The organism is Inconstantimicrobium porci (genome assembly GCF_009696465.1).
Lineage (GTDB): Bacteria > Bacillota > Clostridia > Clostridiales > Clostridiaceae > Inconstantimicrobium > Inconstantimicrobium porci.
Map to the genome: position 1 here is coordinate 194,394 of NZ_VULX01000003.1, position 21,964 is coordinate 216,357.

The 21,964-nt window shown below is 30.9% G+C and carries 17 protein-coding genes; 10 read left to right on the forward strand and 7 right to left on the reverse strand.

What is annotated here, in order from left to right; genetic code table 11:
* Nucleotides 1-162: 162 nt before the first annotated feature.
* The 3 genes from FYJ33_RS04465 to FYJ33_RS04475 all read left to right on the forward strand — a co-directional run bounded on the left by FYJ33_RS04465 (nt 163) and on the right by FYJ33_RS04475 (nt 4,000).
* Nucleotides 163-1,518, forward strand: coding sequence for a PTS transporter subunit EIIC (locus FYJ33_RS04465; RefSeq protein ID WP_154530586.1), 1,356 nt, complete (start codon nt 163-165; stop codon nt 1,516-1,518).
* 93 nt (nt 1,519-1,611) lie between these two features.
* Nucleotides 1,612-3,066 carry a glycoside hydrolase family 32 protein gene (locus FYJ33_RS04470; RefSeq protein WP_154530564.1) on the forward strand — a complete coding sequence of 485 codons (1,455 nt, stop codon included), beginning with the start codon at nt 1,612-1,614 and terminating at the stop codon, nt 3,064-3,066.
* Nucleotides 3,059-4,000, forward strand: coding sequence for a carbohydrate kinase family protein (locus tag FYJ33_RS04475; RefSeq protein ID WP_154530565.1), 942 nt, complete (start codon nt 3,059-3,061; stop codon nt 3,998-4,000). The genes FYJ33_RS04470 and FYJ33_RS04475 overlap by 8 nt, the downstream gene beginning before the upstream one ends.
* Nucleotides 4,001-4,139: 139 nt before the next feature.
* Here the strand turns inward: FYJ33_RS04475 and FYJ33_RS04480 are convergent, their stop codons facing one another.
* Both FYJ33_RS04480 and FYJ33_RS04485 read right to left on the reverse strand, forming a co-directional pair.
* On the reverse strand, nt 4,140-4,778 hold the full coding sequence (locus FYJ33_RS04480) for a histidine phosphatase family protein (RefSeq protein ID WP_154530566.1): 639 nt from the start codon (nt 4,776-4,778) through the stop codon (nt 4,140-4,142).
* 101 nt (nt 4,779-4,879) lie between these two features.
* Nucleotides 4,880-5,851, reverse strand: coding sequence for an alpha/beta hydrolase (locus tag FYJ33_RS04485; protein WP_154530567.1), 972 nt, complete (start codon nt 5,849-5,851; stop codon nt 4,880-4,882).
* Nucleotides 5,852-6,006: 155 nt separating this feature from the next.
* Here FYJ33_RS04485 and recQ point away from each other — a divergent pair, with 155 nt between their 5' ends.
* On the forward strand, nt 6,007-8,424 hold the full coding sequence (gene recQ / locus FYJ33_RS04490) for a DNA helicase RecQ (protein ID WP_154530568.1): 2,418 nt from the start codon (nt 6,007-6,009) through the stop codon (nt 8,422-8,424).
* Nucleotides 8,425-8,712: 288 nt separating this feature from the next.
* Here recQ and FYJ33_RS04495 read toward each other — a convergent pair whose 3' ends face one another.
* Entirely contained in the window at nt 8,713-9,945 is a 1,233-nt protein-coding gene (locus tag FYJ33_RS04495; protein WP_154530569.1) for an aminopeptidase, read from the reverse strand.
* 258 nt (nt 9,946-10,203) lie between these two features.
* Here FYJ33_RS04495 and polA point away from each other — a divergent pair, with 258 nt between their 5' ends.
* Genes polA through FYJ33_RS04520 form a run of 5 tightly spaced genes read left to right on the forward strand, consistent with a single transcriptional unit; the run spans nt 10,204 to nt 15,584 of the window.
* The gene (polA, locus tag FYJ33_RS04500) at nt 10,204-12,807 is read left to right on the forward strand and encodes a DNA polymerase I (RefSeq protein WP_154530570.1); all 2,604 of its coding nucleotides are present in this window, start codon (nt 10,204-10,206) and stop codon (nt 12,805-12,807) included.
* Between the two features lie 14 nt (nt 12,808-12,821).
* Nucleotides 12,822-13,430 (forward strand): dephospho-CoA kinase, encoded by a 609-nt coding sequence (coaE, locus tag FYJ33_RS04505; RefSeq protein WP_154530571.1) that lies wholly within the window; start codon nt 12,822-12,824, stop codon nt 13,428-13,430.
* Between the two features lie 9 nt (nt 13,431-13,439).
* Complete coding sequence (locus tag FYJ33_RS04510; RefSeq protein ID WP_154530572.1) at nt 13,440-13,994, forward strand: lytic transglycosylase domain-containing protein; 555 nt, start codon at nt 13,440-13,442, stop codon at nt 13,992-13,994.
* A gap of 21 nt (nt 13,995-14,015) precedes the next feature.
* Nucleotides 14,016-14,945 carry an alpha/beta hydrolase gene (locus FYJ33_RS04515; protein ID WP_154530573.1) on the forward strand — a complete coding sequence of 310 codons (930 nt, stop codon included), beginning with the start codon at nt 14,016-14,018 and terminating at the stop codon, nt 14,943-14,945.
* 51 nt (nt 14,946-14,996) lie between these two features.
* Nucleotides 14,997-15,584, forward strand: a complete 588-nt coding sequence (locus FYJ33_RS04520; RefSeq protein ID WP_154530574.1) for a protein kinase — start codon at nt 14,997-14,999, stop codon at nt 15,582-15,584.
* A 22-nt stretch (nt 15,585-15,606) separates the two neighbouring features.
* Here FYJ33_RS04520 and FYJ33_RS04525 read toward each other — a convergent pair whose 3' ends face one another.
* Entirely contained in the window at nt 15,607-17,052 is a 1,446-nt protein-coding gene (locus tag FYJ33_RS04525; protein ID WP_154530575.1) for a HAMP domain-containing sensor histidine kinase, read from the reverse strand.
* A 1-nt stretch (nt 17,053) separates the two neighbouring features.
* Nucleotides 17,054-17,731 (reverse strand): response regulator transcription factor, encoded by a 678-nt coding sequence (locus FYJ33_RS04530; RefSeq protein WP_154530576.1) that lies wholly within the window; start codon nt 17,729-17,731, stop codon nt 17,054-17,056.
* 118 nt (nt 17,732-17,849) lie between these two features.
* Between FYJ33_RS04530 and FYJ33_RS04535 the strand changes: the two genes are divergently transcribed.
* Nucleotides 17,850-20,015, forward strand: a complete 2,166-nt coding sequence (locus FYJ33_RS04535; RefSeq protein ID WP_328598653.1) for a type IA DNA topoisomerase — start codon at nt 17,850-17,852, stop codon at nt 20,013-20,015.
* Nucleotides 20,016-20,202: 187 nt separating this feature from the next.
* Here the strand turns inward: FYJ33_RS04535 and FYJ33_RS04540 are convergent, their stop codons facing one another.
* Entirely contained in the window at nt 20,203-21,006 is an 804-nt protein-coding gene (locus tag FYJ33_RS04540; protein ID WP_235900768.1) for an ABC transporter permease, read from the reverse strand.
* A complete protein-coding gene (locus tag FYJ33_RS04545; protein WP_154530579.1) occupies nt 20,990-21,751 on the reverse strand; it encodes an ABC transporter ATP-binding protein in 762 nt (253 codons plus the stop codon). Before FYJ33_RS04545 ends, FYJ33_RS04540 begins: the two co-directional genes overlap by 17 nt.
* Nucleotides 21,752-21,964: the final 213 nt, after the last annotated feature.

The window sequence follows — 21,964 nt, forward strand, 5'->3', positions numbered from 1 at the left end:
ATTTATAAAAAATAAAATTTTCATTATATCAAGTCGCAATCGTATACAGATGATGAGGTGTTTTGACAATATTATAAATTATGATGAAAAAACAAAAAAATGTTTACAAGTGAATGTGGAATTGGTATCATATCATTAAGAAATAATAACGGAGGTATGACAATGAATAAGGAACAGAAAGTTGCTCAGCAGATTTTAGAACACATTGGCGGTAAAGAAAATATAAAATCTATGGAACACTGTGCAACAAGACTAAGACTTATAGTCAAAGACAAAGAATTAATAAACGAAGAGGCAATAGAAAATATTGATGGAGTTAAAGGACAGTTCTTTTCAGCTGCACAGTATCAGATTATTTTAGGAACTGGTTTCGTAAATAAAGTATTTGCAGCAATGTCTGGCAACGTTGAAATAAGCAGCAGCGTAAAAGAAGATGCTTATAGCAATATGACTATCCCACAGAAGATATCAAGAACTTTAGGAGATATATTCGTACCAATTATTCCGGTACTTGTAGCGACTGGATTATTTATGGGACTAAGAGGAGTCCTTCCTAGTTTAGGAATAGAAATGAGTCCAACTCTTGAAACTCTTTCAAAGGTTTTAACAGATACAGCATTTGCATTTTTACCAGCACTTGTAGCATGGTCAACAATGAAGAAGTTTGGTGGAACTCCTGTTGTAGGACTTGTATTAGGATTAATGCTAGTAGCACCACAGCTTCCAAATGCATGGGATGTAGCATCAGGTGCTGCTAAGCCAATAACAGTATCATTGTTTGGAATGGCAATATCTATAGTTGGATATCAGAATTCAGTTTTACCAGCTCTTGCAATTGGAATTATAGGAGCAAAGATTGAAAAAGCATTAAGAAAGGTAATTCCAGATATTATTGATCTTATTGTTACTCCATTCTTAACTTTATTTATATCAATAATCTTAGGATTATTTGTTATAGGACCACTAATGCACACAAGTGAAATTTATATATTAGAAGCATTTAAGATGTTCCTTGCTATACCATTTGGTATTGGTGGAGCAATAATTGGTGCAACACATCAGCTTATAGTTGTTTCAGGTGTTCATCATATATTCAATGCTTTAGAAGCAGAACTTATTGCAACTACTGGCTTAAATCCATTTAATGCAATCATCTCTGGAGCAATTGTGTCACAGGGAGCAGCAGCAATGGCAGTTGCGGCAAGAACTAAGGATAAGAAGAAACGTTCATTATATTTCTCATCAGCAGTTCCTGCATTTTTAGGAATTACTGAAGCTGCAATCTTCGGTGTAAACTTAAGATTTATAAAACCATTTATATTTGGATTAGCAGGAGGAGCAGCAGCAGGTATGTTTGCAGGGATAATAAATCTTGCTGGTACAGGTATGGGAGTTACTGCAGTTCCAGGAATACTATTATACTTAAACACTAACCTTGTAGGTTATTTAGTATGTTGTGCTATCGGTATAGCAGTATCATTCTTATTAACATACATTTTCTTTAATCCAAAAGAATAAGAAAATACTTCTGAGAGTTTTCTGTATAGTAGAAAACTCTCTTTAGTGTTATTATAGGTACAACAAAAACTTAATAATTAGTGAGGATAATATATGAAATCAATAAATGAGATTAATGATAAAGCAATAAAATCATATATGGAAGATAAACAGTTTGATGACTGGAAGCTTAATTATCACCTTGAAATGAACTTTGGATTAATTAATGATCCTAATGGATTAGCATACTTTAATAATGAGTATTATATATTTTTCCAATGGAATCCTTTTGACTGTGAACATAAGTTTAAGCACTGGGGCCTAGTAAGAACTAAAGATTTCATTAACTATTCAATACCTAAAGCAGTTCTTGCGCCTGATGATTGGTATGATAAAAATGGCTGCTATTCAGGAAGTGGCATTGTAATTGGTGATAAACTTAATTTGTTATACACAGGAAATGTTAAAGATTTCCAGGGAAATAGAAGTTCATATCAATGTGTTGCAACTGTAGATAAAAAAGGAAATATAGTTAAAAAAGGGCCTGTTTTAGATACTATACCCGAAGGTTATACACCACATTTTAGGGATCCTAAGGCATATAAAATGGGTGATAAGTTCTACTTTGTAATTGGAGCTCAGAGCGAAGGTTTAAAGGGATGCGCTTTATTATATGAGTCAGCTGACTTTGAAAAATGGAGTCTTGTGGGCAAGATAAATACAAAGTATAAAGATTTCGGATTCATGTGGGAATGTCCATCATTACTAAATATAAATGGTACAGATATACTTATTTTCTCACCACAGGGTCTTGAAAAAGAAGAATACAGATATCAGAACATATACCAGTCTGGATATATTCTTGGGAAATTAAATTATAATACACTTGATTTTGATCATGGAACATTTGAAGAACTTGATTTGGGAACTGATTTTTATGCACCACAGGTATTTAAAGATGATAACAATAGAGACATAATGATTGGCTGGATGGGTCTTCCTGAAGAAGAAAATGATCATATGACAGTTGAGCATGGAAGAGTTCACTGTTTAACTATGCCAAGGGAAATATTTATAAAAGATAATCTTTTATATCAAAAGCCTGTTGAAGAAATGAAAGATTTAAGACAGGAAGTTATTGCTGAGGCAGAAGGCGTTATATGTACAGAGTGGAAATCAGAAAATACTAATGATAATTCTTATGAAATAAATGCAGAAATCGATAGACTAAATGCTGATCATATAGAAATTAAATTCATGGGTATAGATGATGAATATTCAAAACTTGTATTAGACTTTAAAAATGGTACAGGAATTCTTGATAACAGTTCAATATTAAACGGACCGAAGAGCATAAGAAAGTTTAAGATTGAAAAAGATGAAAAAGTATCTATAAATATGTTTGTAGATAAATCAGCTGTGGAAATATATTTACAGGGCGGAAGATATGTATTGTCTTCACGTATATACAGTAAAAATAATTCTCAGGGAATTATTATTTCTTCAAATGAAGAAATTAAAATAAATAATTTAAATTTATGGAGCATGGGAGGATTTAAATATGAGTAATAAAGTATTTTGTATCGGAGAACTTCTTATAGATTTTATAGGAAAAGATATTAATAAGGGGCTTGCACAAGGTGCAAATTTCGAAAAGAAAGCAGGAGGAGCTCCTGCAAATGTTGCTGCTTCAATATGTAAGTTAGGTGGAGAAGCTTATTTTATGGGTCAGGTAGGAAATGATGCTTTTGGTACTTTCCTTGTTGATACTTTAGAAAAAGTAAATATAAATACTGAAATGGTAGTAAAATCAGGATATACAACTCTTGCATTTGTTGCTATCGATGAAAATGGTGAAAGAGATTTCGAATTTCATAGAGGAAGTGACGGAATGTATGAATTTTCAAGCATAGATACTGCTAAGATATCTAAGGATGATATAATCCACTTTGGATCAGCTACAGGTTTTCTTGAAGGAAAGTTAAAAGACACTTATTTCAAGCTTCTTAAGTATGCTAATGAAAATAATATGTTTGTATCATTCGATCCAAATTACAGAGATGCACTTATCAGCGATGATATGCTTGATTCCGTAGTAGAAGATTACAAGAAGTTTATCAGTGTATCTGATTTTGTAAAGTTAAGTGATGAAGAAATAATGCTGATAACTAAAGAAGAAAGATTAGAAGACGGTGTAAAAATCCTCCACGAAATAGGTGCAAAGACTGTTGCTGTCACATTAGGATCAAAAGGAACATTAATTAGCAGTAATGGACAGATGAACATAATTCCATCTATAAAGATCAAACAGGTAGATTCAACAGGTGCTGGAGATGCATTCGTTGGTGGAGTTTTAAAACAGGTTGCACAAATGCAGGATAAGAAGAATATATCAATGGAACAGTGGGAAACAATCATAACATATGCTAACAAAGTTGGAGCGATAACTTGCACAAACTATGGAGCAATTGATTCAATGCCTACAGAAAAGGAATTGCAATAAATTGTAAATAAAAAGTCAAGTATCTTTTGTATGCTTGACTTTTTTGTTATGGAGAGTTTTAAAGAAGACAAGTTTTCTTTTATATTAATTTCGATTAAGGATTTCAATCTCCAATTATGCACTATGAACTATGCATTACTTATACGTATGATTTTATCTCCATATCTTTTGGAAGATGTGATGTATCATTTAAAGTTACTATCTTTGCTTCATTGTTTTCGTTAAAATGAATCTCAGATATAGCAGTGTTGCCTAAAGTAATTTTATGATACATTGTCATTTTTAAATCGAATATACCAAGTATGGTTGCTTTTATAATGCCTCCATGAGCAACTATTGCGATAGTTTTACCTTTATTGTTATTAACAATATCAAGTACACATCTCTTGGCACGTATACTAGCTAATTTTATGCTCTGTTCACCACCGCATAGAGGAGCATTGATTTCGTCGTTTCTCCATAATGCAAATTCTTTTCCATATATATTTTTTATCTCGTCTATTGTTAAGCCTTCCCATTCTCCAAAGTCAATTTCTCTTAAGTTTTTTGTTACAATAGGAGATATATTCATATCTGAACATAATATTTCAGCTGTCTTCTGTGCTCTGTTAAGCGGACTTGTATATATGCAGTCAAAGGCTCCATCAAGTCTTTCTTTAAGATAGCCAGCTTGCTTTATGCCAGCATTTGATAAGTCGATATTTTTTGAACCCTGGAATTTACCTAAAGCATTCCATTCTGTTTCTCCATGTCTAATCAACAGCAATTTTGTAATCATAATTTCTCCTTAAAAATATAAATATATATATATAATTATAGAATAAAAGCTCTTTTAGTCAAATTAAAGAGTAAAAATGCATAAACGTCTAGTGGTTTATATTATAAAGGAGAATTTAATATTATAAACTTGAGAATTTCTGTCACAAGAAGTTTTATATCATCTTGGCTAATGTTTTTTAGTGTATGGTCACTTGATGATAGTGAAACCATTCTTGCTCTGCCTTTACTTTCTTTTATTTTTGAGTAAAGAATAGATGAATTAACATAGGGCACCATGGTATCTGCTTTACTGTGAATAATCAAAGTAGATGGTATATTCTTATTAATATACTTTAGTGGGCTATATGAATCTATAAGAAGATCCTTGTTATAAGCAGCTTCAGCAACATGGTATAGTTCAGGAGCAACTTCTTTGATATTTAGTGTTGAAAGATCTGTAGGTCCTGAAAAATCAATAATGTACTTTACACTGCTACTGTACTGTTTTAAAGATGGATCGCCTATAAAATGATTGTTGTCGCTATAAGATGCCATTAAGCTTAAATGTGCGCCTGATGATATGCCTATAATCCCAATTTCATTCTTATTAAGATTATACATGCTTCCGTTTTTATAAATCCATCGTATAGTATCTTTTACATCAGAAACCTGATCTTCAAAGATCACTTTATCCTTCATAAGTTCATATGATGTGCTGATTATTGTGTAGCCCTGTTCCCTAAGCATTTCAAGAACTGGTGAGAGAAATTCAGGAATACTTTTATCACCATATGCCCAGCTGCCACCATGAACATAAAGAATTACAGGAGATAATTTATCAGTTTCTTTTTTTGAACTATATATATCAAGAGTCTGTAATCTGCCATTGACTTTTTTATAAATTATATTTTTATGGTCCATCGTCTTAAGTGTTTCCATGTTATTAATAGAATATGAAACTTTATTATCTTTTAATGAAACCACATAATGTACAAGATTATACGTTAGCATAATTCTATTTCTAAAAATAACCAATATTATTACAACTGAACATAGAATTGTAATAAATGTATATTTAAAAAACTTTTTCATCTGAATAATCACCTTCTAAGTTAAGCTTCTTTAATATTATAATATTTATTAATCATTAAAAACATACTGTTTTTATGTTGTTCTGCTTTTTATGTTATAATATTGTCCTGAGTGTCAATAATTAAAGAAAGACTAATTTGTAGAGGTGAAAATGCATGATTGAAAAATGCAGGATGTTACTTAAGAAGTATTATGGATATAAATCATTTAGAAAGAATCAGGAAGAAATAATTACAAGTATAATAGATAAAAATGACGTTCTTGCTATAATGCCTACAGGTGCAGGAAAATCTATATGTTACCAGATACCTGCACTTGTATTTGAAGGGGTGACTATAGTTATATCACCGCTTATTTCTCTTATGAAAGATCAAGTTGATACAATAATAGCTATGGGTATTGAAGCTGCTTATATTAACAGTACATTGTCTTCTTCAGAGATGCAGGAGATAATAGCTGGTATGTGCGACAATAAGTACAAGATAATATATGTTGCTCCTGAAAGATTGGATTCATATGAATTCCTTATGTCTTTATCTAAGATGAACATTTCGCAGGTAGCTATTGATGAAGCACACTGTGTATCTCAATGGGGACATGACTTCAGAGTAAGCTACAATAATATTGCTAAATTTATAGATTCATTGTATGTACGACCTGTTGTAACTGCTTTTACAGCTACTGCAACAAGTGAAGTTAGAATTGATATAGTAAACCTATTAAAATTGAATAATCCTAAAATTTTTGTATCTGGATTTGATAGAGAAAATCTTACTATCAACATATTAAAACCTACGAGCAAAAGAAAATATGTACTAGATTACGTAAGTAAGAATGAGGACAGTAGCGGGATAATTTATGCAGCTACAAGAAAAGATGTTGAAAATTTGTATGAAATGCTGATAGATGAAGGATTTTCTGCTGGCAGATATCATGCAGGAATGACTGCTGAAGAAAGAAATAAAAGCCAGGAAAACTTTATCTATGACAAGATCAACATAATGGTAGCTACAAATGCCTTTGGAATGGGTATAGACAAGTCAAACATACGTTATGTAATTCATTATAATATGCCAAAAGACATTGAATCATATTATCAAGAGATAGGCAGAGCGGGCAGAGATGGTGAAGAAAGTGAATGTGTACTGTTTTTTGGACAGACTGATGTTAGGAAACAGAAGTATTTAATTGAGGTTGGAACTGAAAATGAAACAAGGCGAATGGTTGCGTATAAGAAACTTCAGCAGATGATAGATCTTGTTAACAGCAACAGCTGCTACAGGAAGTTTATTCTTAATTACTTTGGAGAGACGTATAACGATAACTGTGGTAAATGCAGCAACTGTAACATGGAAGGCATAATTGTGGATAGAACTATTGATGCGCAAAAAGTACTGTCATGTATATATAGGATGAAGAGAAAATACGGAATAAATGCGATAGTTGATGTTTTAAGAGGCTCTAAGGGTAAGAGGATAATAGAACAGGAGTTTGATAAACTATCTACATATGGCATAATGAGTGAATATTCAAAAGAAGACCTAAGGGATTTTATCAATATGCTTATTTCGCATGGATATATTACATTAGAAGAGGGTACATTCCCGCTTGTAAGATTAAATAATTTATCAGTAAAAGTTCTTAAAGGACAGCAGACTGTTATGTTTAAAGAATTATCAGTTTCTAGAAAGATTGAAAATAGCAATGATTTATTTGAAATTCTTAAAGCCATTCGTAAGGATATTGCACAGCAGCTTAATGTGCCTCCATATATAATATTTGGTGACAGTACTCTTAAAGATATGAGTATTCACTGTCCTAATACCAAAGAAAAAATTATGATGATTTCCGGTGTTGGTGAAGTTAAGTATGATAAGTACGGTAAGGTATTTTTAAAAGCAATTTCAGATTATTTGCTTAATAATAATATTGAACTTAAAGATGATCCAGATGTCTTCAATGTTAATACTGATGAGAAGCTTCTAAAACAATTAATGGATGTTAGAAATGAAATTGCTGAAAAAGAAGAAACTTTTGTCCAGGCAATTCTTCCTAAGCATACGCTAAAAGAAATCAGCGGCAGATACCCAGTATCTTTTGAACAGCTTGAAGATATCGGCGGAATAGGCAGTGTTAAGATTGCGAAGTACGGCGAAAAAATCCTGGAAGTTGTTAAGAAGTATATAGAAGATGAAAAAATAGATGTTAAGTGGAAGAATAAAAGAAATAAAAAGCTTATTATAGACGGAGACAGCAGAAGTACAAAAGAAGTTGTGCTTGATATGGTTAAAGAAAAGCATCCTTTAGAGCATATTGCTGAGGAGGAGGAAGTTTCTATATCTACTATACTTGGCTATATAACAGAATGTTATGTTGAAGGTCATTATATAGATATATACTTTAATTTAAAGAAGTACTTTACAGATAAGCAGAAAGATCAGATTTTATCTGTATGCAATGAGATAGGATTCAATAATTTAAATGAAATAAAAAGGAAACTGCCAAAGTTCACGAAGTACGAAACAATACGTGCAGTCATCTTAGAAAAATATATAGAAGAGGTAGCAGTATAAAAACATTCATCAATGATCAATATTCAATGATCGATGAAGGAAGAAATTCATGATGATGCGCTTATGAATTCATCTTAAATGGAGGAAACCTCCAAACCTCTTAATTAATAATTAACAAAGTTTAAAATGATAAGAGAACAGAAAAACTCTGTTCTCTTATTTTACGTAATTTTATATTTCAGTAGAGCTTTAAAGAGGAGATTTGCTCCTCTTTTTAGAACTCCGCAGTAAGTAGAGTTTAATCATTAACTGATAAATGAGTATTGGTGAATGATCATTGATAATTGTTTAGAATGCCCAGTTTCCTTCTTTGAAGATCTGAATTTCTTCACCGTTTTCAGTTATACCTGTAATGTTTAAATCCTTTGTTCCTACCATAAAGTCTACATGATTTAATGAATCATTAACTCCATGATTTGATAATTCTTCATCGCTCATGTTTTCTCCGTTCTTTATACAAGATGGATATGCTTTGCCTAGTGCTAAATGGCATGATGCATTTTCATCAAATAGAGTGTTGAAGAAGATGATCTTAGAATTTGAAATTGGAGAATCATAAGGTACTAAAGCTACTTCTCCAAGTCTTCTAGAGCCTTCATCTGTATCTAAAATATGTTTTAAAGTTTCTATGCCAGTTTCTGCTGTGCAGTCTACCGCTTTCCCATCCTTAAATGTCATACTGAAATTAGTGACAAGATTTCCACCATAGTTTAGTGGAAGAGCACTGTATACTATTCCGTTTACACCATTTTTATCTGGAAGTGTAAATATTTCTTCTGTAGGCATATTGGCAATAAATTTAACATCTGTTCCCTGAACATTATCTGCACCGCCAGCCCATATGTGATCTTTAGGAAGTTCAATCCATAAATCTGTTCCTAATGAGTTTGTATAGTGAAGTTTTTTAAATTTTTTATCGTTTAAGTATGAAGTTTTCTTTGCAAGATTCGCAATATGCTGATTCCAAGCTTCAACTGGATTTTCCTTATCAACTCTTACTATCTTAAAAATTGCATCCCAAAGTTTTTCAACTGCTTCTTCTGAAGATTCGTTCCTAAATACTTTAGTAGCCCATGCTTTAGTAGGTATTGAAATAACAGACCATGAGTTTTCATTAGCCATAAGTTTTTCGTTAAATTCTTTTAAAGCAATACTTGAATTTTTATTCTTTTTAGCAATTCTTTCTGGGTTTACATCTTTTAATAATTCTGGATCTGATGCAGAAATGCTTAAAAATGCTGCACCATCGTGTACGAATGATAGTTGTCTGTCAACAAGCCACTGTGGTACTGTATTAAAAATGCTTTCATCAGCATGAAGATAAGTAAGTTTGTTGCATATTTCATCATTCCAGTTAACAAATACTTCTTTTGCACCTGCTTTATAAGCATATTCAGTTACAAGTCTTGTAAACTCTGCACATTCAACAGGTGAATTTATTACAAGAGTCTGTTTTTTCTGAATATTAACGCCTATTTTAACAGCGAGTTCTGCATATTTTTTTAAAAATTCATTATTCATATTTCCGTCTCCTTTTTTATTCTGTTATAAACATATTTTCTCATAACTTTCCTCTTTTGTCTAACTGTGTCTTGAAATAGCTTATTTTTAATAAAAACTTTATATTTTTATAATACATTTTTTATATATTTATTATTATAGTGGGTTATACTCAATAATAGAGTATAAATAAAAATTTAGATTATCTTAAAATAAAATGTCTTCACATGTTATAATAATATAAGTTGTATAAAGAACAGTAATTTTGGAGGAAACGTAATGAAGAAAGTACTAATTTTAGATGGAAATAGTTTAGCTTTTAGAGCCTTTTATGCACTTCCATTGCTTACTACAAGTGAAGGAAAATATACAAATGCGTTATATGGATTCACTAATATGTTATTTAAGATGAAGGAAGAAATAAATCCAGATTATATTTTTGCTGCATTTGATAGAAAGGCACTTACATTTAGACATTTAGAATACAAAGATTATAAGGCTGGTAGAAAAAAGATGCCATCCGAACTTGCTGAGCAGTTTCCAAGAATTAAACAAATGCTTTCTATAATGAATATAAAAATATACGAGATTGAGGGTTATGAAGCTGATGATATTATTGGTACTATAGCGGACAAATGTGGAGCTTCTGGTATGGAAGTATATGTTGTAACTGGAGACAGAGATGCGCTTCAGCTTGCAAGTGATAATATCAATGTTGTCATTACAAAAAAAGGTGTGTCAGAGACAGAGAGTTATACTAAAGAAAGAATGATGGAAGAATTCAAAGTTACACCACAGCAGTTTATTGATGTTAAAGGATTAATGGGCGATAAATCTGACAATATCCCTGGAGTACCTGGCGTTGGAGAAAAAACTGCATTTAAATTAATTGCTGAGTATGGCAGTATAGAAAATGTTCTTGAGAATATTGATAAGATAAGTGGCAAGAAACTTAAGGAAAATCTTGAAGCATTTAAAGAACAGGCTGTACACTCAAAACATCTTGCAACTATAGTTAAAGATGTTCCTATTGAATTTAATATTGAAGATATTAAAGTAAGTGAAGCAGATGCTAAAGAATTAAAGAAGTTTATCATTCAATATCAAATGAAGTCTTTATTAAATAAGCTTCCTGAATGTGGAGAAGACACTGAAGAAATAAAAACTGATATAAATTATGAAAAGATTGATTCTAATGAAAAGCTTAAGAGTTTTGTAGACAGTATTAAAGATATCAGTTTTATTTCATATGAGTTAAAAGGTACTGAAAGATTTTCTACAAAAGTTATAGATAACTTATATGTACTTACTGGTGGAAAATCTTATGTTATTGAATACAGTAAGATAGAAAATGAAGTAGAGTCTTTAGATTTATTAAAGAAATACTTTGAAAAAGACGAAATAAAAAAGGTTGTTCATGACTGCAAAAATCTTATTACTGTTTTAAGTAAGATGAATATTGAAGTTAAAGGTATGATCTTTGATACTGCAATCAGTGCTTATCTTCTTGACTCCGCAAAACAGAATTATTCACTTCCAAAGCTTGTGAATGATTATCTTTGTGAGGATGTAGATGAAGTAGACAGTGATATAAAGATAATTGAAAATAGTTTTATGAGCAGACTATATGAAACTCTTAAGAGCAAGATAGAAGAACAACAGATGGAAAAGCTTTTATATGAAGTAGAAATGCCGTTGTGTTTTGTTCTTTCAGCTATGGAATCTGCAGGATTTAATGTTAATAGAAATAAGCTTGATGAACTTGAAGTTAAGTTTAGAGAAGAAATAGATAAAACACAAAGGATAATTTATGAATTATGTGATGAAGAATTTAATATTAATTCTCCAAAGCAGCTTGGAAAAATACTTTTTGAAAAATTAGATCTTCCTATAATAAAGAAAACTAAAACTGGATATTCAACAAATGCAGAAGTTCTTGAAAAACTTGCTGATAAGCATCCTGTAATAGAAAAAATAATATATTTTAGACAGATAACAAAAATATATTCTACATATGTTGAGGGATTAAAGCAGGTAATTGATAAAGATGGAAAGATTCATTCTAGCTTCAACCAGACAGTTACTACTACAGGAAGACTATCTTCTACTGATCCTAATCTTCAGAATATACCTATAAAGTATGAGATGGGACGAGAGATTAGAAAAGTATTTATTCCTAATAATGAAGATGATATTATATTATCTGCTGATTATTCGCAGATTGAACTTAGAGTACTTGCACATATGGCAGGTGATGAAAATATGATAAATGCATTTGCGCATCATACTGATATTCATACAAAAACAGCATCAGAAGTATTCAATGTTCCTATAGAAGAAGTAACTTCACTTTTGAGAAGCAGAGCGAAGGCAGTTAATTTTGGTATAGTGTATGGAATTAGTGATTTCAGCCTTTCACAGGATCTGCATATAACAAGAAAAGAAGCAAAGCAGTATATGGATGCATATTTTGAAAGATATCCGAAAGTAAAAGAATACCTTGATAAGACAATAGTAGATGCTAAGAAGGATGGTTATGCACTTACTATATTAAATAGAAAGAGATATATTCCTGAAATATCAGCATCAAACAAAATAGTTAAGGCTCTTGGTGAAAGACTTGCTATGAATGCACCTATTCAAGGAAGTGCAGCAGATATAATCAAACTTGCTATGATTCATGTATATGATGAACTTAAAAAGAATAAATTTAAGAGTGAAATAATTCTTCAGGTTCATGATGAATTGATACTTAATGTAAAACAGAATGAGTTTGAACAAGTAAAATTATTAGTTAAGACTGAGATGGAAAATGCGCTTAAGCTTCATGTAGGGTTAGACGTAGATATAAATACAGGTAATACGTGGTATGAAGCAAAATAGGAGGAGTTTTTAAGATGATTAAGATTGGTCTTACAGGGGGAATAGGATCAGGTAAAAGTAATGTATCTAGTATTTTAAGTGAAGCCGGATTCCCTGTTATTGATGCAGATTTAATTACAAAGGAAGTGCTTAAAAAGTATCCTGAGATTTTAAAAAGAGTCGAGAATGAATTTGGAACAGGTTTTTTTGATTGGCAAGGAAATTTTAAAGCTCGTGAATTTGGAAACCATATATTTAGATTTGCAAAAGAACGAATAAAATATGAGAATATAATAATGCCTTATATATTAAAAGAAATTAATAATAAATTTAAGAAATATGATAAGGCTGGGGAAAAGCTAGTAATACTAGATGCACCTACTCTCATAGAAAACAAGATTAATGAAGATATGGATTATGTAGTTCTTGTATACGTTGATACAGCAACACAAATAGCAAGGGTAAGGGAAAGAGACAGACTTTGCAGCAGTGATGTTTTAAATAGAATTAATTCACAAATACCATTAATTGAAAAGATAGAGTATTCTGATTTTATAATTAACAGTTCAGGAAGTTTTATTGAAACAAGAGAACAAGTTAATAAACTGATCCAATATCTAAATGTATTAAAGAGTAATAATTAAGGAGTTTTCATGAGGAACAAAAAGAAACAATCAAATTTACTAAAATTTATAATTACACTGCTTATGATATTAATAGGCTCTATATTTTTAATGTATTCAGTTTTTTATCCCTTAAAGAATTACGATATAGTAAAGAGGTATTCAGAAAAGTATAATCTTGATCCGTTATTAGTTATGGCAGTGATTAAGACAGAAAGTAATTTTGATAAAAATGCAAAATCCACAAAAAATGCATATGGATTAATGCAGATAACAGATACCACAGCAGAATGGGCTGCAACAAAGATGGATATAGAATTTAATAGTACATCGCAGCTTCTTAACGAAGAGTATAACATTAGAATGGGTTGCTGGTATCTGGACAATCTTAGAGAGGAATTTGGAAGCCTTGATCTTATTATAGCGGCCTATAATGGCGGAAGAGGTAATGTGGAAAAGTGGCTTAACAATGAGGAGCACTCAGAAGACGGCAGCTCGCTTAAAAGCATACCGTTTCCAGAGACGGATAAATACGTAAAAAAGGTTAATACAAATTATAAAATGTATAAGTTATTATATAAATAGGTAGAAGGAGAGTAGAATTAATTGAAAGTGGAATTTACATTTAAGGACAAAGAAAATAAGAGCATCAGAGGATATAAGTGGACTTTAGATAATAGTAAAATACCTAAAGCAGTTGTGCAGATTTCACATGGAATGGTTGAAACTATATCTAGATACGATTATTTTGCAGAAAAGCTAAATGAAGCTGGTTATATAGTATATGGTCATGAACACAGGGGACATGGAAAAGTAGCAGAAGAAAATAATGAACTTGGTTATTTAGGAGAAAGCGGATTTTCTGCACTTGTAGAAAATGTTCATGATGTAACAGATATAATTAAGAAGGAATACCCGGGTGTACCAGTGATATTATTTGGTCATAGTATGGGTTCATTTGTTTCTCAGAGATATATACAATTATATGGTGATGAGATTAAGGCTGTTATTCTTTCTGGAACTAATGGAAAACCACCCTTTGGTACAAGTCTTGGAATTTTATTGTCAGGATTGGAATGTAAAATTAGAGGAGCAAAACATACAAGCAATTTTATAGACAAATTATGTTTTGGAAACTACAACAAAAAAATAAAGGAAAAGAGAACAGCTGTTGATTGGTTATCAAGAGATACACAGCAGGTTGATAAATATCTTAATGATAGACTTTGTGGTTTTGTTTGTTCTGCATCTTTCTATAATGAACTGTTTAAAGCATTAAAGAAAAATGTGAAAAAAGAAAATGTCAACAAAGTGCCTAAGAATTTACCAATATATATTTTTGCAGGTGACTGTGATCCAGTGGGTAATTACGGAAAAGGAATATTAAACCTCTATGGCATTTATAAAAAAGCTGATGTAAAAGATGTAAGTTATAAGCTTTATAATGGCGGACGCCATGAAATGCTTAATGAAATTAATAGAGATGAAGTTATTAGTGACATTATAGATAAATTAAATGATTTTTCCAGGAATTAAATTGCAGTATAAATCATAGTAATATATTGAAGTAATATTGTGGAGCTTTATATGGCTAAAAATTACTGTTATAGTGTTAATTTAAGCGAAAAGGCTGAAGAACTTTTGAAACAGGGTGAATATTTGGGAGAAGGACATAATGGAGTGGTTTTTCTTCTTCCTGATAATAATGTTATGAAAATATTTAAGAGCAAAGATGTATTAAGTGATGAAAGTTCTATATTATATAGGACAAGAAAATCAAAGTATTTCCCGCATATTGTTGAAGTTGGTGATTACTATATTATAAGAGAATATGTCGAAGGTGAGAGACTTGATAAATACTTGAAACAGAATTCATTAAATATCAAACTGTCAGAGAATCTGCTTGATCTAATCGAAGAATTTTCACGACTTCACTTTAAACGTAAAGATTTAAGATGTAAGGATATTTTTGTGCGTTCTGATATGAGCCTTATGATAATTGATCCTAAAAACAATTATGAAAAGGAAGTAAACTATCCTAGGCATTTAATGAAAGGGCTCAGCAAAGCTGGAGTTTTAGAGGATTTTCTGAATGTAGTCAAACAGAAGGATAAAAAGAAATATAGGCTTTGGAAGAGTAAAATAAATAAGTATTTAAAATATCATATAAAGTAAAAAGGAGCTTTAGAGCTCCTTTTTATATATTATGATTTAAAGTAAATGAAATAATGAATTTGCATCCTTTATTGACAGCTGATATCAGGTCAATACTACCATTATGTTTTTCAATTATTGTTTTTGTAATAGAAAGGCCAAGGCCGGTGCCACCACTGTGGATATTTCGAGATTTATCTACTCTCACAAATGGATCAAATATAGTTGATAAGCTTGATTCTGGAATACCTACACCATTATCACAGATTATCAGCGAAAGTTTATTATTTTCAAACTGAATTGTGATAGAAAGAGCTGTTCCTTCTTTGTTATATTTAATTGCGTTTAAGATTAAATTGCTTATAGCCCTGTCCAGTTGCTTTTTATCGATATTAAGAAGTATCTTTTCTTCTGGAATATCGAAATCATAATTGAAATGTTTTTGGTCAAGTGCAGGTATATAACTAGCTATAAGTTCACGCATAAATTCACATATATCTGTTTCTTCCAATTGAAGATGGAAGTCTTCACTATCTAATTTGGAAAATTCAAACAGGTTTTGTATAAGATTATTAGCTCTGATACTGTTCTGTTGGATAATGTAAAGATATTTAGACATTTCCTCTTTAGAGATATCATTGCTTACCAGATAGTCGGCATATCCCATGATATTTGATAAAGGATTCTTTAAGTCGTGAGATACATCTAGTATAAGTCTTTTTCTTGCAAACTCTGATTTCTCTTTAAGATGTTTTTCCTCAGATATTCTACTGGCCATAAGATTTAGCGTATCTCCAAGATCTTTAAATTCATTTTGAACTTTAAGTGTTATTCTGCTGGAATAATCGCCGGCAGCAAATTTTTCTGCACCCTCAATAAGTATATTGACAGGGGTAACAAAAAATCTTGATGTAAATCTTGAGTATATTGAAAATATCACAAAAAATAATAAAATGCATATAATTAGTGCTAGAACAGAAAATACCTTAAAATTCAGTTTCCTGTCTATTGTTGTGAAAAAATCAGCTCCTTTTATTGGATATCCAATAATTAGTATATAATTTTGTTTCTTATTATAGCCAGCTTTAATTTTATAATGCTCATAGCTTAGAGTTAAGTTTGGATTAGCTTTATTATTAAAACCATCTTTATAAACTATTGAAAATATATTTTCAGGATTGAACTTTTGGTAATCAAAGTTGACTGTATAATGCTTATCTACAAGGATTTTTCCATTGGTATCATAAACATAAGCAAATCCATGTTTAGATGTTATGACCTTATAGGGAATTTGTTTATAATCATCCCTGAAGAATACACTTGCTGTTACATCATTTTCTATGATCAGGTTATAATATATATTTGCAATTGTAAATACAGTAAATGTTGTTGCTATAAGAAGTGTAAGCATAAGTAAAAATGATATAATGTAATTTTTAAGCAGCAGGTTTACAAGTTTTTTCTTTTTAATCTTTTTTATCTTTTTCATATTAATACTCTTCAAGTTTATATCCTATTCCTCTTATTGTTTTTAAGTATTTGGGGTATTTAGGGTTGTCTTCAATTTTGTCTCTTAAGTGACTAATATGAACCATGATTGTGTTATCATCACCACAGTAAATATCTTGCCATACATTTTCGTATAATTGCTTTTTTGTATATACTTTACCTACATTCTTAATCAGAAGTTCCAAAAGTTTGAATTCTTTAGTATTAAGATCTATTTTGTTACCATTTTTTGTGACTGTGCAGCTGTTAGAGTCAACTGTAATATCACCAATAGTATATGTACTTTCATCTTCTACAGAGTTGTACTGGTAATATCTCCTGAGTTGTGCATAAACTCTTGCCGTAAGTTCTGCAGGATTAAATGGTTTTATCATATAATCATCAGCACCTAATTTAAGACCTAGTATCTTGTCTGAATCATCACTTCTAGCAGTAAGAAAAATTACAGGAATTCTGCTTGATTTTCTAATATTTTTAAGAAGAGTAACTCCGTCCATTAAGGGCATCATTACATCTAAGATTGCAAGATCGAGTTTTATTGTATTAAATATATTGTAAGCATCCTGGCCATTACATGCATCATATACGTTAAATCCTTTTTTAGTGAGATGAAGTTTTATGAGATTTCTGATATCATCTTCAGCTATTAATATGTTCATTTCTATCACCTCTATTACCAATTATATCATAATATTAAATTTAAAAATAGAATACAGGAAATGATAAGATAAATGTAGTATAATAGACTAATGACGAAAAACAATCTTATCGAATGGAGTGAACAAATTGAAAGTAGTAATAGCGGAAAAACCATCTGTTGCAAAAAATATTGCAGATGCATTAAATGTTAAGACTAGAAAGGATGGTTATTTTGAGGGGAAGGATTATATAATTACTTGGGCATTTGGACACTTGCTTCAACTTTATGATGCAAAAGATTATGATGAGAATATGAAAAGTTGGAGGATGGAAAAATTTCCATTCATTCCTCAGAATTTTATGTATAAAATAAAACATGACAGTTCTAATAGAAATATTATTGATTCTGGTGCTAAAAAGCAAATTTCAATAATAAAAAGTCTTATTGAACGTGATGATGTTGATTGTATAATTTCAGCAACTGACTTTGATAGGGAAGGACAGGTTATAGCTGATGAAATCTTTATATTTCTTGAAGTTAAGAAGCCAACATATAGACTTCTTTTAAATGAATGGACTGCTGATGAAGTTAAAAAGGGGATGGCTTCATTAAAACCTAATTCAGAGATGAAATCATTACAGGATGCAGGAATAAGCAGACAGTGGACAGATTGGGTTATAGGTATTAATTTAACTTCTGTAGCGACGCTGAAATATAAATTTACTGAAGAAGATAAAATATTAAATGTGGGAAGAGTACTTTTACCTACTCTGAAAATAATCTATGATAGAGATAAGGAAATAGAAAACTTTAATGCTACAACATATTACAAATTATCAGGAACATTTAAAACTGAAAAAAATGAAGAATTTGATGCTTTATATTATGAAAATAATACAGAAAAGTTTGATGATAAAGATTATCTTAAAAAAGTGTCAGAAGCAATAAAGTTAACAAAAGGTGAAATTGTAAATAAGGAAATTGAGAAGAAGAGGGAGTATGCACCATATCTTTTTAATCTTTCAAACTTACAGGGATATATAACAAGTAAATATAAAGGATGGACATCAGATAAGGTGTTAAAGGTGGCTCAAAGTCTTTATGAAAAGAAACATATTACTTATCCTAGAACAGCCAGTATAGTTCTTGATGAAAGTCTTGAAGACAAAACTAGAAAAGTGCTTGAGACACTAAAAAAGGGTCTTCCTTATGAAAATATGATTAAATTTAAAACTAACAAAAGGATCTTTGATAGTTCAAAGGTAGAAAGCCATAGTGCTATAACACCAACTTATGTTAAGCCATCATCTTTAAGCAGAGATGAAGAAATTGTTTATACAGCTATTAAGAACAGGTTTATCATGCAGTTTATGCCTATTGCTGAATTTGAAGAAACAAAGATAACTATTAAAGTTAACAATATAGCTTCTCCGGGAGTTTTTATGGCTAAGGGAAGAGTTCAGATAGTTGAAGGATGGCGTGTTGTGGAAAAGATTGAAAGTAAGGATACTATTCTTCCTTTAGTAGAATTAAGGGATATAGTTGAACTTGTTGCTGATAAAGTTAATTCTGTTACAAGAAAACCACCAAAGCATCATACAGAAAAAACTCTTCTTAGATTAATGGAGACATGTGGTAAGAGTTTTAATAATAAAGAAGATTCAGATGAAATGATGAATTCAATCCTCAGTGGTTTCAGTATTGGTACACCAGCTACACGTGCTGATACTATAAAGAGATTAAAGGATATAGGATATGTTAATGCAAAAGGAAAGAGTCTTACATGTACTGAGCTTGGAAGGACAATGGTTGAATCTTTCCCTGTGAAGGATTTATTCAACCTTGATTATACAGGAAAGCTTGAAAAGACTTTATCTGATATAGAAAAGCAGAAATTTACTAAATCTGATTTTATGAAGTTGATTTATGATTTTACTAATAATGCTGTAAATCTTATAAAGAATGATAAGGCTTCTCTTAGTAAGATGAAAGTTAAGGCTCCAGAGAATGCTGAAGTAGTAGGTATATGCCCTATTTGTAGAAATGCTATAGTAGAAAATGAAAAGTCATTTGGTTGTGTAAACTGGAAAAACGGCTGTAATTATACTATATGGAAGAATGATAAGTATATAGAATCATTTGGGAAGCATGTAAGCAGGCAGATGGTAGAGCTTCTTTTAAAGAATGGTAAAGTTGGATTTAGAAATCTAAAAAGTAGAAAGGGTAATACTTTTTCAGCATATTTTAAGTACGTTCCTGATGAAAAAACGGGAAAGCTTAAATGGGAGTTAGAATTCATATAGCAGAAAACAGCAGCTGTATTATATTAGCTGCTGTTTTTATATAAATATTATTAATATCAAACTAATAAGTAGACATAATTTTGCATCCTGGAAAAAATGTTTTAATAGATGATTTTAAAAGAAAAAACTTCCCCCATATATTTATGTCTATGAAAACATTAAACAGTTTTCTGGGAGAAGTTTAAATTTAGTATTTGGCACTTATCTTTTTTTCTATAACAGCAACGACTTTATACATGATATACGCAATTATGGATAGTATGACAATACTCATCATAACCATATCAAGCTGTGCAACCTGGCCACCATATACTATCAAGAATCCAAGGCCTTCTTTTGCAACCAGAAATTCTCCAATTATAACGCCAACCCATGATAATCCAACATTAATTTTTAAGGCTGAGATTATATTTGGAATTGAAGCTGGAATTATTAGATAATATAACGTCTGAACTTTTCCAGCCCCCATTGTTTTGAGCAGTTTTATTTTTTCAGTGTCTATTTCTGAAAAACCAGCAAGTATGCTGATAATCGTTGTAATTATTGATATAAGAAGAGTAATTACAATTATAGCTGTTATACCGTTACCTACCCAGAAGATAATAATGGGACCAAGAGCTATCTTGGGCAGTGCATTTAAAACTACAAGATATGGCTCTGCTACATCTGATGCAAATTTTGAACACCATAGAAGTATAGCAATTAATGCACCAAGCACTGTACCTAATATGAAGCCTATAATAGTTTCAAAGCATGTAACAAATATATGACGTATAAGTGTTCCTTCACAATATATCTGAACTGCTGACTTTACTATCCTTGACGGACTTGATGTAAGAAATGGATCAACCCATTTTAAATCAGCAGAGATTTCCCATATGATAATAAAAACTATCAGGATTAATAGTCTTGTTATTTTAAGAATTCTTTTATCATGACTTTCTTTTGCAAGAAATAATGAGTGTTCCTGCTCCTTAGTCATTTGTATCAAGCTCCTTCCAAAGAATATTAAAGTATTCTGAAAATTTAGGATCATCTCGTCTTTCAAGTGAGGTAAGATTACTATCAAATGAAATATTAACAATTTTTTTTACTACAGCTGGCCTCTTGGATAAAATTATGATTTTTGAAGATGTCGATATAGCTTCTGCTAGATCATGAGTAACCAATATGGCAGTCTTTTTTTCATTTTTTATTATCTGTGAAATATCATTACATACAGTAAGCCTGCTTTGATAGTCCAATGCTGAAAATGGTTCATCTAGAAGTAAAATTTCTGGAGATAAAGCAAGAGTCCTGATAAGAGATGCACGTTGCCTCATACCGCCTGATAATTCACTTGGGTGATGTTCTTTAAATGCTGACAATCCATATACATTAAGCAGGTTGTTCAATCTTTTGATATTTTCGTCTGTTAACTGTTTCTTTAACTTAAGTCCAAGACAGATATTCTGCCATACAGACAGCCATTCAAAGAGGTTATCCTTTTGAAACATATATCCAAGAACATTTCTATTGTTGTTTATATTTTTGCCATTATAAAGTATAGAGCCGGAAGATGGTTTTAAAAGTCCTGCAATTATATTTAGAAGGGTGGACTTTCCACATCCTGAAGGACCAATGATACTTATAAAATCAGATTTTTCTACTGAAAAGTTGATGTTGGTTAAAGCTTCTGTAATTCCCTTCTTAGAATGAAAATTCATGCTTATATCTTGTATTTTTAGATAATCCATTTTTTCACCTCCAATATTATTAATTATATAGGGTTAAGCATAATTCTTAGCCCTTATATATCAAGGCTCTACAGAGCCAAGATTTCTTTATCACTCAAATTTTCCTGAATTATCTATGTCCGTTTGGATAATACTAATATTAATGGATATACTAATTAGTTTTACTAAACGGAGGTTTACAAATGATAAGACAAGAATTATTAAACATAATTG

What these genes read in the sequence shown, in the direction of transcription:
- FYJ33_RS04465 (WP_154530586.1), top strand. Translation starts at nt 163, where the DNA reads ATGAATAAGGAACAGAAAGTTGCTCAGCAGATTTTAGAACACATTGGC.
- FYJ33_RS04470 (WP_154530564.1), top strand. Translation starts at nt 1,612, where the DNA reads ATGAAATCAATAAATGAGATTAATGATAAAGCAATAAAATCATATATG.
- FYJ33_RS04475 (WP_154530565.1), top strand. Translation starts at nt 3,059, where the DNA reads ATGAGTAATAAAGTATTTTGTATCGGAGAACTTCTTATAGATTTTATA.
- FYJ33_RS04480 (WP_154530566.1), bottom strand. Translation starts at nt 4,778, where the DNA reads ATGATTACAAAATTGCTGTTGATTAGACATGGAGAAACAGAATGGAAT.
- FYJ33_RS04485 (WP_154530567.1), bottom strand. Translation starts at nt 5,851, where the DNA reads ATGAAAAAGTTTTTTAAATATACATTTATTACAATTCTATGTTCAGTT.
- recQ (WP_154530568.1), top strand. Translation starts at nt 6,007, where the DNA reads ATGATTGAAAAATGCAGGATGTTACTTAAGAAGTATTATGGATATAAA.
- FYJ33_RS04495 (WP_154530569.1), bottom strand. Translation starts at nt 9,945, where the DNA reads ATGAATAATGAATTTTTAAAAAAATATGCAGAACTCGCTGTTAAAATA.
- polA (WP_154530570.1), top strand. Translation starts at nt 10,204, where the DNA reads ATGAAGAAAGTACTAATTTTAGATGGAAATAGTTTAGCTTTTAGAGCC.
- coaE (WP_154530571.1), top strand. Translation starts at nt 12,822, where the DNA reads ATGATTAAGATTGGTCTTACAGGGGGAATAGGATCAGGTAAAAGTAAT.
- FYJ33_RS04510 (WP_154530572.1), top strand. Translation starts at nt 13,440, where the DNA reads ATGAGGAACAAAAAGAAACAATCAAATTTACTAAAATTTATAATTACA.
- FYJ33_RS04520 (WP_154530574.1), top strand. Translation starts at nt 14,997, where the DNA reads ATGGCTAAAAATTACTGTTATAGTGTTAATTTAAGCGAAAAGGCTGAA.
- FYJ33_RS04525 (WP_154530575.1), bottom strand. Translation starts at nt 17,052, where the DNA reads ATGAAAAAGATAAAAAAGATTAAAAAGAAAAAACTTGTAAACCTGCTG.
- FYJ33_RS04530 (WP_154530576.1), bottom strand. Translation starts at nt 17,731, where the DNA reads ATGAACATATTAATAGCTGAAGATGATATCAGAAATCTCATAAAACTT.
- FYJ33_RS04545 (WP_154530579.1), bottom strand. Translation starts at nt 21,751, where the DNA reads ATGGATTATCTAAAAATACAAGATATAAGCATGAATTTTCATTCTAAG.